The organism is Thermococcus sp. JdF3, from assembly GCF_012027495.1.
In the GTDB taxonomy this organism is placed as follows: Archaea; Methanobacteriota_B; Thermococci; order Thermococcales; family Thermococcaceae; genus Thermococcus.
Genome location: NZ_SNUK01000003.1, coordinates 121908 through 134119, shown reverse-complemented (window position 1 = coordinate 134119; position 12212 = coordinate 121908). Strand labels below are relative to the sequence as shown.

Below are 12212 nucleotides of genomic sequence, written 5' to 3'. Positions count from 1 at the left end.
GGACGGCATCGTATATAACGTTTCACAGGCGAACGGTCTCAACGTGGAAGCCATCCTCACCAAGCCTGACGTAGAACGCGGTTCCGTTTGGGATTACCCGGTAGTCCGCGGGGTGGTACAGCTCGAAGGTTGACGACGTCACCGCGAAGAGGTCCTCACCTTCAATGAGGAGCAGCCTGCCGTAGTCGTAGTTCAGCGGGTTCTCGGCATATTTCTCGCTCATGCTGGCGGTTATGAAAGCGGAGAATCTTCCCCCGGAATCCTGGAACAGGGTGACGGTGTTGAGGAGGGACTTCATCGTCCCGTTGATGATCCGGTACTGCTCCAGAACGTCATCGAGCGACGGGCTGGGGAGCCTCCTGCACAGGTAGGTGGCGAAGGCGTAGGTGTCGGAAACGTTCTCCAGCTCCTCCCCGTCCAGTTCGGCAAGCTCCATAATCCTCCCCTTGTCAAGGTCGCCGTTGTGAAGCAGCCAGAACGTGAAGCCGTGTCTGGACGAAAATGCAAACGGGTGGACGTTGAAGAGGTTCCTGGCCCCCTGACTGGCCGCCCTCGTGTGGGCCATCAGCACGGTGAAGCCCTCAAGCTCCTCTCTGAGGGAACCGAGGGCGGCGGCGTCCTCAAATATAGGCCTCAGCGAGCGGTAGTGCTTCACCGAACCCTCCTTCAGGAGGACGTACCCCCATCCGTCCCTGTGCTGCCTCCCCCTTCCCCTCCGCTCCTTGTACGGGTCATTTTCGGAGGACCTTACCAGGGCATCCAGCAGCGGACAAATCCGCTTTCCGTCACCTGCTGCAAACATTATGCGGCACATAGTCCCACCGGAGCAATTTGAACCCACCGCCCAAAAGCTTTTAGGTCGTGGGGAGAGCACTAAAGCGGTCGGGGGTATGGGCATGGAGGAACTTACCAAGGCCGTGGCCAGCGTCAGGAGGAAAATCCGTTCACACAGGGAACTCTACGCCAAGAACGAGGAGGCGGTGAAGCAGCACCTCATCGGTGAGGTCTTTCAGGCCCTGGGATGGGACTGGAACAACCCGGAGGAAGTCAGACCGGAGGAGCGGACGGAGGACGGGAGGGCGGACTACGCGCTCATCCTCAACGGCGAGGTCTTCGCCTACGTCGAGGCCAAGAACCTCGGGGTTAACATAATCAAGCGGGACGAGCCCCTCCGCCAGCTGGCGCGCTACTGCTTCAACTCCGGCGTTAAATACGGCATCCTCACGAACGGTGCCGTGTGGATAGCGGTGAAGGCCTTTGAAGAGGGCTCCCGTCTGAGGGACAGGGTTCTCGTCACCGTCAACATCGAGGAAGAGCCCCTTGAGAAGGCCGTGTTGAAGCTGTCCATTCTCTCGAAGTCCAGGATAACCGAGATGGAGAGGGTTGCCTCCCTTCTGAGGGCACTTGAACTGAGCTTTCTGGGGCTCAGGCAGGAGGGCTACTCCGAGGGGATGCTGATCGAGTACCTGACGTCGCGGGAGGGCATGAACACGGTTCCCGTTGGGGAGCTGAAGGGGGACGAGACGCCCAAGGCAGCCTATGTCTATGACGGTGGATGGAAGCTCCTTCCCCTCCAGGAAAGGAGTATCAAGGGAGTTCTTCTCTCCGTCCTGCTGTACCTGGAGAAGCGCGCCCGGGGGTACGAGCGGGAGGAGATACGGAGGGCCTACGAGCACATCAGGAGAATGTCGCTCAGCCCCGAGACCGCCCTGGGTGTACTCAAAAAGCTGGAGGAAGAGGAAAAGCTGAGGATATCGGTTGAGATTTGATGGGGCTCAGACCACCTTCCAGAGCTCGTCGCTCTCAGGTCTCTCAAGGGGCCTCTCTTCACCGTTCTCAACGATGACCCTGACGCCGGGGTCTTCCACAAACTCCCCTATGACGGAGGCGTTTATGCCCTTCTCTCCGAGGGCGTTTAGGATTTCATCCACGCCGTCCCTCGGGGCGGCTATCATCAGGGCCCCGGAGCTTATCAGGGCGAGGGGGTTTAGACCGTAGAAGCGGCATATTCCGAGCGTCTCCTCCCGTATGGGTATTCTCTCGAGGTGCACCCTGAAGCCCAGGCCGGCGGCGTCGGCCATCTCGTGAAGGCCGTTCGCTATTCCCCCTTCAGTTGGATCATGCATGGCGTGAACGCCGACCTCGTTGGCCGTGAGGGCATCTTCCACGACGCTTATCATCTCGATGAACTTCCTCGCCCTCTCGACGAACTCCCTTCCGAAGGCCCTCTCAAGCTCCTCAGCCCTCTCGCCCGCTATTATCGACGTTCCCTCAAGGCCGGCCCACTTGGTGAGTATTATCGCGTCCCCGGGCTTCGAGCCGTTCGACGTCACGAGCTTTCCCCTCGGCACCTCTCCAAGCATCGTCCCGACGACTATGGGCCTGTCGAGGCCAGGCGTCACCTCCGTGTGGCCGCCCACTATGGCGACGCCGAGTTTTGCGGCGCTCCTGTGGAGTTCCTCCATTATCCCCGAGAGGATGGCCTCGTCGGAGTTCCCGGGGAGGAGTATTGAAACAAGAAACCACTTTGGTCTGGCCCCAAAGGTGGCCACGTCGTTGGCGTTGACGTGAACCGCGTAGAAACCTATTCCCTCCCCGGCACCGGTTATGGGGTCGGTCGATGCAACGAGAACCGTCTCTCCGAAGTCTATCGCGGCCGCATCCACCCCGAGATCGGCCCCGATTATCACCCTCTCCCCCCCGGCCCCGAGGCGGTTGAAAACGAGCTCTCTGAGTTTTTCCGGTGGAATTTTGCCCACAGGCAGCATCTTGATCCCCCTGAATTCCTTTGTGTCTGTACGACATAACGGGTGAAGGCTTAAAGACTTTGCCCGAGGATGAAAGAACGGGGGAGGCAGCCCTCACGGCTGCCAGCGTCCGGCACGGTCCGGGAGAAGGATACGCTCCCTGAACTTGCCTTTTCCGTGGGAGTACATCTGGAGCAGCTCCTGCCTGATCTGCGCCATCAGGGCATCGATAATGTCGTAGTCCTTGTTCTCGATGGCGGTCTTGAGCTGGTCAACGAGGGTCTCTATCCTGGTGACGTTCATTCCCGACTTCTCCATGATCCTGAGCTGTATCTCCACGCGGTGCAGGAACACCCTCGCCATCACAGCGGCGTCGATACCTACCCGGTGCTGCCACTCCTTTGAGGCCACTCTTATGACGAACTCGGCGTGGGCCTTTGCGGCCGTCGCCTGCCCGTAGGCCCTTCCGTACTCACCGTCGTCATAGGCGTTCCTGGCTCTCTCAAGCTCCTTCTTGGCGAGGTTCAGCATCTTCTCCGCGACCCGGTCCATCTGGGGCGGCAGGGTAACGTTCGCGAGCAGTTCCTCGGCGGAGGCAATGCGCTCTTCGCTCGTGTTGATGGCCTCCATCGCCATCTCAGGGGTTATGTTGACATCGATCTCTGTGACGTTGGCCCCGACGCGGTTCTCGAACCTCTCCCTGAGTCTCTCGGCCATTTCCACCATGACCTGGCTTCTGATGAGGGTCATGTTCTTCGGGTGGGCCTCTATCTTCATCATGACTCTGGTTATGTTGGTGGTGTCGTTGGCGAAGATTATCACCCCGTGAACCTTCACGGCTTTCCGGAGGGCAACCTTGAGCGCGGCGGTGTCGTTGCCGGGAACCACTATCACATTGTTCTCAAACTTTATCCTGAGCTTGGCGGTTGCGTTTCCTATGACCGCCAGGTTGGTCTCGTACCTGTTCCTGCCCCACCAGCGCTCGACGGTGATGTTGAGCTCCTCAAGGTCATCCAGATACCTATCGACGACGGCATCGGGTCCGCCGATTATTATAACATTATCCGGGCCGTAGCTCATCACGTTCGCCGTGACGTTCGGGTCATAGACACCCCAGGGGGTCGTCACGACCACCGCGCCGGTCATGTTGGCGAGGTACTGGGCCAGTGTGCAGTCGGCCTCGTTGTCGCTGACGAGTATGACGGTCACGCTGGTATCGGCCGCGGACACGTGGCCGAAGGACAGGGTCGTCGCCACCACCATCAAACCAAAGAGCAATGCAATAGCTTTTTTCCACACCATGGTGCTTCACCTCGCTTTTCTTTTTGAAAACTGTCATATTTAAGCTTTTTTCACGAAATCGTAGTCTTAAATTCATATTTGTTCAGCGTAGTCCCTCTTTACGGACTTTTTCATGGCTTATCGTTAAACAACGTTAGTCAACGTTTATTTAAGTTTACGGGGGTACAAAACCCGGTGGTTTTGGCGGTGGGGGGTGTGGAGGAGAATAAACAGAAAAAAGAATCACGGGGCGACGTAGTAGTACTCGCCCATCTCCTTCTGCTCCCTGTCCTTGACGCTGTTCTCCTTGTTGGCCCTGGGCCTGCCCGTGTCGGGATCGCGTCTGAAGGTTATGCCAACCCCCGCGAGGAAGCGGTTCATTCCCTCGCGCATCCCGGTGGGCGGCAGCGCCCTGCCGTGCTTCCCCGGTTCGCCCTCGAAGACCATCAGCCTGTCGCTGATGTAGTCTATCATCAGCACGTCGTGCTCGACTACCAGGGCGGTCTTGCCTTCCTTCTCCATCAGGTGCCTTATCGCCCTCGAAACAGCCAGTCTCTGCTCGACGTCGAGGTAAGCGGAGGGCTCGTCGAGCAGGTACAGGTCCGCGTCGCGGATGAGGGCCGCGGTTATTGCAACCCTCTGAAGCTCACCGCCCGACAGCTCGTTCACCTGCTTGTCGTAGAGGTCCGGAACTCCGAGGGGGTTGAGCAGTTCGGTCTTGTAGAAGCTGTTGAGGAGCTTCCCCGCGTTTATTTTGCTCAGGAGATCATAGACGGTCCCCTCGTAGTCGACCTTGATGTACTGCGGCTTGTAGGAGACCTTCAGCTCCCAGTCGACATCTCCCTCGGTGGGCTTCTCGACGCCTGCGAGCATCTTCACGAAGGTGGTCTTACCGATTCCGTTGGGGCCGACGATGCTCACGACTTCGCCCATGTAGAGCGTTCCGGGCTCAGCCTCGAGCCTGAAGCCGCCGTAGTCCTTCACCAGCCTCGGGTACTCAACCAGTATCTCGCCCTCCTGGCTCTTCCTCTCGCTGGATTTGGTGAACCTTATCTCCTGGGGCCTGAAGCGGACGTTCTCGTCCTTCAGGTAGCCGCGCAGGAACTCGTTTATTCCGTTGCGCGTGCCCTTCGGCTGGGAGAATATACCGTAGGCGCCGGGCTTACCGTAGACGACGTGGATGACATCGCTGAGGTAGTCAAGGACCGCCAGGTCGTGCTCAACGGTGAGAACCGCCTTGCCCGAATCGGCCAGGTGGCGGATTATCCTGGCCACCTTGAGCCTCTGCCTTATGTCGAGGTAGCTCGAGGGCTCGTCGAAGAAGTAGAAGTGGGCCTTCCTCAGTATCGCCGCGGCTATCGCAACCCTCTGCAACTCACCGCCGGAGAGGTGTTTTATATCCCTGTCGAGGACGTTCTCAAGCTCAAGCTCCCTGACAACATCGTCGAAGGCGCCAACCTCATCAGCCCTCCTGAGCAGATCCCTGACCTTGCCCTTAACGGCCTTGGGGATCAGATCAACGTACTGGGGCTTCACCACCGGCCTGATCTCGCCGTCCCTGAGCCTTTCGAAGTAGGTTTGGAGCTCGTTGCCCCGGAAGGCCCTGATCACGTTGTCCCAGCTCTCGTTGTCGCCGCAGAGGTTCGGCAGGAGCTGGCCCGCGAGGATTTTAACGGCCGTTGTCTTACCGGTTCCGTTCGGTCCGAGTATGCCAACGACCATGCCGTCCTTGACCACGGGGAGGCGGTAGAGGACGAAGGCGTTCACGCCGTAGCGGTGCACGCAGCCCTCCTCAAGCTCCTCCGGGAGGTTCACTATGGTTATCGCGTTGAAGGGGCACTTATGCACACATATCCCACAGCCGGTACAGCTCGCCTCCTGAATCACCGGCCGGTAGTTCTCCTCGTCTATTATTATCGCCTCTCCACCCATTCGATTGACCGGACAGACCCGCTCGCACAGGAAGTTACCGCACTTGTCAGGGTTACACCTGTCGTAATCGATGACCGCTATCCTCATTCCCACCACCGGGTTAGGCTGAGGGAGAGGGTTTTAAAGGGTTGCGGGGGAGCTAATACCATGGGGCTCGGAAGAAAGGACGTTGCACTGATAGTGTTCCTCCTACTACCCCTTACCTCGTTTTACCTAAGCAACACCTCCAGTGTAGGCCACTTATTCCTGATGTCTTCGGCCGGAGTTTTTATCGTTTCAGTTCTTCTCTACTTTGAGGCACGAAAGAAAGCAGATATTGGGCTAGAGGCTTTTCTCTCGACACAGTTCATAGGGCTCGTCCTTGGCCAGGTGGAGAGCCTTGTGGGATTGATCCTCTTTGTTCTCCTGGCGGCGGTTTTAACCGCATGGTTGCCCGATAGTGTGGTGGAAGGACGGCTGGCGGCAACGATGGGGACAATCCTTTATACAATCTCAATAGTTCTCCTTACTTACTGGGTGGTGGAACCAAAACAAAAGGCTTCCAGAAGAAAGAAACTGAAAAAAACAAAATACCTAGTCAGTGCGCTGAGCATTCCTAACTGGGATCCAGATAAAGTTTTAGGAGGGGACTGCGAAGACCTCAGGAAAAACAGCGCAAAGCTCAACAACGAGAGCAAAATGCAGAACATCGTACCGCTCTTCCAGGCCGTCAGTTATCACCTGCCGCGGCTGGATAAGGTCTTTCTGCTGGTTTCTAAATCAGTAATCAACCTGAAATGGGAGAGATTAAAACCAGTTGAGCGGGAGTTCATTGAGAACTACCTAATGGTGAAGGGGGTAGTGGTTCCCGAATCTGCTTTCAAGGCCAAGATGAAGGCTTTTCTGCTCAAGCTCTCGGAGTGCACAGGAAGACCAATTCTGATAAGGTGGCATGATGGGCAGAGGGAAAGCCTCGGGACCGGAACTGAGGTTCTGGAGTTCGAAGTGGTCCCTGCTGGAGATTTTGATGACATTGAAGAGTGCAGGAGAGCCATAAAGAAGGCCCTCGGTGAACTTCTTGAACGCGAAGGAGGGGAGATAACCTTCGATATAACCAGTGGCAAAAGTCTGGTGAGTGTTGCAATGGCCATAGAAGCGATAAGGGAGGAATGTCAGGCAGAGTACGTGAAGCAGGGAATCCAAGACGTTGAGCCAGAGGAGAGCCTCTACCGCGTTGACCTTGATGTCTATTCCGTCCGTGATTTGTTGAATGAGGTTGCAAAATCCCTGAACAGAAAACTTTAGTGCGGCCGCTGTCCAACCCGGCAACCGAAAAGTTTATAAATCTGCAAGTTGCCAAGATAGAATCGCCTCCGGGTGGATGGGTGAGACAACCACCCGGAGGTGATGGGTCTGATAGAGAGACTCCTTCGGCTGTTCCGGTTCTTCAGCGCTTCGCCCCTCGGCAGGGCCGACTTCACCAGGGATCTTCTCCTGCTCCGCTGGCTTCGCCGCCGCTGATCCCTTTCCCTTTTTTCGGGGGTGGTGTCGTGAGGTACCTTGCCGGTGTCTGCGGTGATAGGTTCCCTGGAGGAGACCTATTCGTGGTAATGAGAAACTCCGTGGTGGTGTTTTCCCTCAGCGACTATCCCGCCGTCAGAGTGTTCTTTGGTATGGAGGCTAGGGCGTACCTGGAAGGCCTCAGGACATTTGAGGGAGCCTGCACCCTTTGCACGCTGACAAAAGACGAGGCGGAACGGCTCATTGCGAAGGCAGTCGTGTGGTTTGACGAGCTTGAGGGCCACCTTCAGAGGGCCGCGGAAGAGCTGATGGAGCAGGGAATCGAGAAGCTCGAATGCGATGACCCAAACCCCTCAGTTGAGCTCAAGATACTTCACCTCAAACTCATCGGTTTTCGTTCACTTCTTCCAGTTGAACAGTGCAAGTCCCTCCAGACAGGGCCCGAACTCATAGATGGTTGCTTTCACATTGCGATGGTGAACGAAAGGATAAGGAGGCTCAGAGAACCCTGAAAACCCTGCCGTACTCGAAGCCGTTCAGCCTCACCCTCTCATTTTCCCAGTCCTCCGAGTTCTTGCCGTGCCAGAGGCCGTAGAGCTTGTAGGTGTGGACGTTGAGCTCGCCGAGGGTTACCGCCAGCGTGTAGAGCGTGTCCCTCAGCGCCTCCCAGCTCCCCTCAAGGTTCTCCCCGAAGGAGAACTCCCACTCCAGCCTGAAGGGAACCAGCCCGCTCCCGCGGAGCGCGTCCATCTCCGCGTAGGCCCTGTCGTCGAGGGTGATGACCATCACGTTCGCGTCCTTCTCCTCGGCGAAGGCCTTGTAGTCGAGGGCTATCTTCGTGTCTCCCCGCTCGTCCCTCCTGCTGTCGGCCCTTTCAGCTCCCATCTCCCTCAGCTTTACCAGCTCGACCCTGCCCAGGGAGGCCAGCCTTGCCCGCGGCGTTGGCTGGTTGGAGTAGGTGCCGAGCCTCCTGTCGAAGGGCAGTTTCTCGTTCACCTGCCGCCCTATCTCGACCTGAACCTCGTCGGAGTAGGCGAAGTCGAATATCAGATTGCCGTTCCTGTAGAAGTCCCCCTCTGCGATGACCCTTGAAGGAACGCGGAAGAGGAGGGCGTTAGTGTCAAAGCCGATGTAGAGCGGCCTTCCGGAGCGGAGTAACGCCCTGACCTCTTCCTTCAGCTCGTCCCAGTTCCTGAAGCTCCCCATTCCCGCTATCACCGCCTCCTTCACCATCGTGTGCCCGCCGTGGAGTTCCCGGTCGAGGGTCAAATACTCCCTCACCCTTATCCTCGCCCGCCTGCCCAGCTTCACGGACGCTATCTCCTCGCTCCTGACGGCCAGCCTGAACCTCCTCAACCCATCGAGATACAGGGAGTCGAGGAGCGCCATCAGCGACTCCCTGTTCACGGTGAGGCTCTCCGCGGGCCCCCGCCTCCTTCCAGGCAGGGAGACATTTCCGGGTTTTCCCGTCAGCTCCCCCTTCCTGAAGAGCCTCTGCTCCACCATCGGAACCTCGAAGAGCAGCTTCCCTGCGTAGCGCCTCCAGTCCTCCAGGTGGAGGTAGGTTATCTCGCCCGCCCCCCTCGCCATCGCGGCGCCGAGGAGGAGGGCGCTCATGAACTTCCTGCCGGGGGTTATGTCGACAATGACCTCATGTCCCTCAGAGACAAGTGAGCCGATGAGCGAGGCGGCCCTCTCCCTGAACTCCATCGGGTTATCCTCGCTGAACCTCAGGCCTTCGCTGGCTATGACGTTTATCCCCACGCAGTAGGCGCTGGAGAGGCGTTCTATCAGTCCCTTCACCCCCTCAAGCTGTTCCCTCACGCCGTCGTTCCAGAGCAGGTAAACGGCATCGGGAACCCAGCCGTGAACCTCGACGAGGTACCAGAGGGGGTTGAAGACCGCCTCGGGTGAGGTTCCAACGGTCGTCACGTACGCCCTCATGCCATCACCCCAGAGCGAACTGAATGCCCAAACCGGTCCAAAGGCCCGCGAGCAGGGCCATTAGGGCCAGCAAGCCCGTCCAGAGGGGGCCGAGCTCCTTCCTCTCCTCCCCAAGGGCCACGAGGAAGAACAGGGCAACCATGAGGGCCGTCATGAAGGTCCCCTCCCCCGGGCGCCAGAGTTTGGGGAGGAGGGGAACGGAGAGGAGCAGGGCAACCGCGTTCAGCCCCCAGAACCAGAGGTGGGGCGGGATCGAGCTTTTCCCCTCGTAGTGGAGGGGAGCCAGGGAGACCGCGGAGAAGAGCCAGACGAAGAGACTCGCCGCGAGGGCACCGAGAGCCAGCAGGGTTGAAAGACCCTCGTGTCCCAGACCCTCAACGTATATTCCGAGGAGAACTAGGCCGACGAGGACTACCATTCCAACGACCAGGCCGGCGGTCAGCCCCATTATCGCCCCTATCGGGTCATCGCTCACCAGGGAGACAAAGTACCCCGAGAGGAACATCGCGCCGAGGCCCACAAAGAAGGCCCAGCCCGGGCTCTGGAGGCCGTGGAAGTGGGCGTAGAAGAGCCACTCGGGGAGGTAGTGGTTTTCCACCAGCCCCGGGATAGCCAGGAAGAGTGGAAGGGCTATGACAAACATCGCCGGGCCGACGGGGTATGCGGAGACGTCATCGAAGACCTTCTCGAAGAGCGCCCGCCCGGTGAAGGTCTGGAGGGCTGTGGGAATGAAGGCGAGGGGACCGAGGGCCATGAAGTAGAGGGCTATTATCAGGACGTCGCCCCCGGCCATCTCCTCTATGACCGCGTTCTCTATCAGGCCGACCATCAGGCCGATGAAGGTCCAGTTTATTGCGCTCGATGCAGGATAGAGGTAGGCGTTCACGACGGCGAGGGGAAGGGAGAGGAGAAAGACGAGCGTTGCCAGCTTCTCGCGGTTCCTGCTCATGAGGAGGGCGAAGAGGACGAAGGCGAGGCCCGTCGGAATGCCGTAGTAGATTCCATCGAAGTTCCCGGCGAAGAGGCCGGCTATGGCGCCGAAGGCCGGGGCTATGTAGATTACGAAGCTGAAGTAGTCGGTCCAGGCGAAGAGCAGGAGTATGAACGCGACGGTCGTGGCAAAGGTGGCGTTCTCTATGTCGGTTTGTGCCAGGAAGGCCCAGCTGGTCAGGACCAGAACGAGGAAGCCAACCTTCCGCCTGACCTCCCAGTTTTTCATGGCAACCCCTCACGAGCCTTTAATTGGGTTAATAAACCCGAAGCCCAGGCTGTTCAGCTCCCCGATTCCGGCGTCCATCGTGAAGGCGTAGAAGTCCCTGTTTGACTCGTTCAGCGGGGCCTCGAGGTACTCCCATGTTGTGCCCGGGACGTCGAAGTAGCGCCCGCGGATATTAACCCTGACGTAGATGTCGAGCCAGCCCTTCCTCCTCACCCTCGGGATCATCCTCGTGAAGAGCGGGCCGTCTAGCTCAAGGCCCTCGCCCGTGAAGGCCTCGTATTTCCTCACGGCCAGCTCGGTGAGCCTCCCGACGAAGTAGGCGAGGCTGTTGTGGTGGTGGAAGGTGAAGAAGCGGCCGTTTCCGGGGGCGGAGAGGACGACGGGGGAGCCGGTTATGAAGGCCTTCCTCGGCTTTAGCCTGAACCTCTTCAGCGAGACTATTTTAAGCGCGTGCCTCCCGAGGTAGAGCTTCTCATCGGGGAGGAGCTTCTCGTAGAGCGTCTCGATTAACCCCTCGTCCGGGGAGCTGATTATCAGGCTTTTCCTCTTGCCCGGCTCGAAGGGGCCGCTAGGGTAGATGTCGGAGAAAGTGAAGAACTTGAAGCCCTTCCTGTCGTGAAGATCAGAGTAATCCGTCCCGTTGAGGTGGGTGTATATCATCGCCTGGATGGTGTGTTTTCCAACGGCGTAGAAGGGGAAGCTTTCCTCGGGCTCCAGGTCGAGCTTTATCCTCATTCTGAAACACCTTCTCACTAAAAGCTGGAGGGATAAAAAAGCCTTTCGGCCCGGGGAAGAACTGGGTAAAGATGAGTACCGCCCCTGGATACTCCTCTGGTTTCTTGTTTCTCCGACGGGCGTCCCTGATTGCTCCCTCAATGTCTTCCCCGGCGGTGTTCTCTTCACTGGCCTCTTCAGGTTCTCCTATTCCCCGGGCGAGGTTTTTACAACCCTGCGTGGTCTGGGAGGGGTCTTTCGGGGCCCCTTCCCCGGGGTTCCCTCCGAGGCTTTTAGTGGGCGTAAGGTTTATATCGGAGTTGGAGTTACTCCTCTTGCCCAGAGGGGCAAAAAAGTTAACCGTTTCAGAACCACATGATGTTTGGAAAGTCCTTTTGGCCTCCTCAACTAGGGCCCTAAGCTCCTCGGGAACGTTTCAGAACCACATAATGTTTGGAAACCTGACGACAACGATGTGTTCCTCGATTTCTCTCCTCTCCTCGAAGGTTTCAGAACCACATAATGTTTGGAAACTCGACAAGGGTGAGCCACCTCACCGTCTCGACGAGCGCGTTCTCCTCGTTTCAGAACCACATGATGTTTGGACGCTAAAATCCGGGGTATCGGGAGATGGGGCCTCAAGCGCCCCCGCGGTAGGTTTGGTGTGTTCTGGAAGCTTTCCAGGTGCGTCGTGGCCTCGAAACAAAAGGGCGTCTTCTGGCGGTGGCGGGGCCGAGTCCGGGCTCCGGCCACCCCAAAAGGCAGAGCCGAGTAACCTTGGGCCACTTCCCCCTCCCCTGGCAATGTTTCCAAAAACCTCTCTCACGGATTACAACTCCGCTGAATTGGACTCATAGCTCCACAATTTTGAAGCT

Annotated in this window: 10 protein-coding genes; 3 read left to right on the top strand and 7 right to left on the bottom strand. The window is 58.1% G+C overall.

What is annotated here, in order from left to right; genetic code table 11:
* Positions 1-22: 22 nt before the first annotated feature.
* A complete protein-coding gene (locus E3E42_RS05815; RefSeq protein ID WP_240913647.1) occupies positions 23-814 on the bottom strand; it encodes a class II glutamine amidotransferase in 792 nt (263 codons plus the stop codon).
* An 82-nt stretch (positions 815-896) separates the two neighbouring features.
* Between E3E42_RS05815 and E3E42_RS05810 the strand changes: the two genes are divergently transcribed.
* Positions 897-1769: a type I restriction endonuclease gene (locus E3E42_RS05810; RefSeq protein ID WP_167903353.1), complete on the top strand. Its 873-nt coding sequence runs from the start codon at positions 897-899 to the stop codon at positions 1767-1769.
* Between the two features lie 6 nt (positions 1770-1775).
* Here the strand turns inward: E3E42_RS05810 and E3E42_RS05805 are convergent, their stop codons facing one another.
* From E3E42_RS05805 to E3E42_RS05795, 3 genes are all read right to left on the bottom strand, one after another.
* Positions 1776-2768, bottom strand: a complete 993-nt coding sequence (locus E3E42_RS05805; RefSeq protein ID WP_167903352.1) for an AIR synthase family protein — start codon at positions 2766-2768, stop codon at positions 1776-1778.
* Between the two features lie 93 nt (positions 2769-2861).
* Positions 2862-4049: a cell wall-binding repeat-containing protein gene (locus E3E42_RS05800; RefSeq protein ID WP_167903351.1), complete on the bottom strand. Its 1188-nt coding sequence runs from the start codon at positions 4047-4049 to the stop codon at positions 2862-2864.
* A gap of 222 nt (positions 4050-4271) precedes the next feature.
* Positions 4272-6047, bottom strand: coding sequence for a ribosome biogenesis/translation initiation ATPase RLI (locus tag E3E42_RS05795; RefSeq protein ID WP_167903629.1), 1776 nt, complete (start codon positions 6045-6047; stop codon positions 4272-4274).
* 60 nt (positions 6048-6107) lie between these two features.
* Here E3E42_RS05795 and E3E42_RS05790 point away from each other — a divergent pair, with 60 nt between their 5' ends.
* Positions 6108-7244 carry a hypothetical protein gene (locus tag E3E42_RS05790; RefSeq protein ID WP_167903350.1) on the top strand — a complete coding sequence of 379 codons (1137 nt, stop codon included), beginning with the start codon at positions 6108-6110 and terminating at the stop codon, positions 7242-7244.
* Between the two features lie 245 nt (positions 7245-7489).
* On the top strand, positions 7490-7972 hold the full coding sequence (locus tag E3E42_RS05785; protein WP_167903349.1) for a hypothetical protein: 483 nt from the start codon (positions 7490-7492) through the stop codon (positions 7970-7972).
* Here the strand turns inward: E3E42_RS05785 and E3E42_RS05780 are convergent.
* The 3 genes from E3E42_RS05780 to cas6 are packed head-to-tail and all read right to left on the bottom strand — an operon-like array spanning position 7959 to position 11358.
* Entirely contained in the window at positions 7959-9404 is a 1446-nt protein-coding gene (locus E3E42_RS05780; RefSeq protein ID WP_167903348.1) for a hypothetical protein, read from the bottom strand. The two genes, E3E42_RS05785 and E3E42_RS05780, sit on opposite strands and share 14 nt — an antisense overlap.
* A gap of 4 nt (positions 9405-9408) precedes the next feature.
* The gene (locus E3E42_RS05775; protein ID WP_167903347.1) at positions 9409-10623 is read right to left on the bottom strand and encodes a hypothetical protein; all 1215 of its coding nucleotides are present in this window, start codon (positions 10621-10623) and stop codon (positions 9409-9411) included.
* Between the two features lie 9 nt (positions 10624-10632).
* Complete coding sequence (gene cas6, locus E3E42_RS05770; protein WP_167903346.1) at positions 10633-11358, bottom strand: CRISPR-associated endoribonuclease Cas6; 726 nt, start codon at positions 11356-11358, stop codon at positions 10633-10635.
* Positions 11359-12212: the final 854 nt, after the last annotated feature.

Coding starts and splice junctions, on each gene's coding strand:
- cas6 (WP_167903346.1), bottom strand. CDS start 11,358: ATGAGGATAAAGCTCGACCTGGAGCCCGAGGAAAGCTTCCCCTTCTAC.
- E3E42_RS05795 (WP_167903629.1), bottom strand. CDS start 6,047: ATGAGGATAGCGGTCATCGATTACGACAGGTGTAACCCTGACAAGTGC.
- E3E42_RS05775 (WP_167903347.1), bottom strand. CDS start 10,623: ATGAAAAACTGGGAGGTCAGGCGGAAGGTTGGCTTCCTCGTTCTGGTC.
- E3E42_RS05790 (WP_167903350.1), top strand. CDS start 6,108: ATGGGGCTCGGAAGAAAGGACGTTGCACTGATAGTGTTCCTCCTACTA.
- E3E42_RS05800 (WP_167903351.1), bottom strand. CDS start 4,049: ATGGTGTGGAAAAAAGCTATTGCATTGCTCTTTGGTTTGATGGTGGTG.
- E3E42_RS05780 (WP_167903348.1), bottom strand. CDS start 9,404: ATGAGGGCGTACGTGACGACCGTTGGAACCTCACCCGAGGCGGTCTTC.
- E3E42_RS05810 (WP_167903353.1), top strand. CDS start 897: ATGGAGGAACTTACCAAGGCCGTGGCCAGCGTCAGGAGGAAAATCCGT.
- E3E42_RS05815 (WP_240913647.1), bottom strand. CDS start 814: ATGTGCCGCATAATGTTTGCAGCAGGTGACGGAAAGCGGATTTGTCCG.
- E3E42_RS05805 (WP_167903352.1), bottom strand. CDS start 2,768: ATGCTGCCTGTGGGCAAAATTCCACCGGAAAAACTCAGAGAGCTCGTT.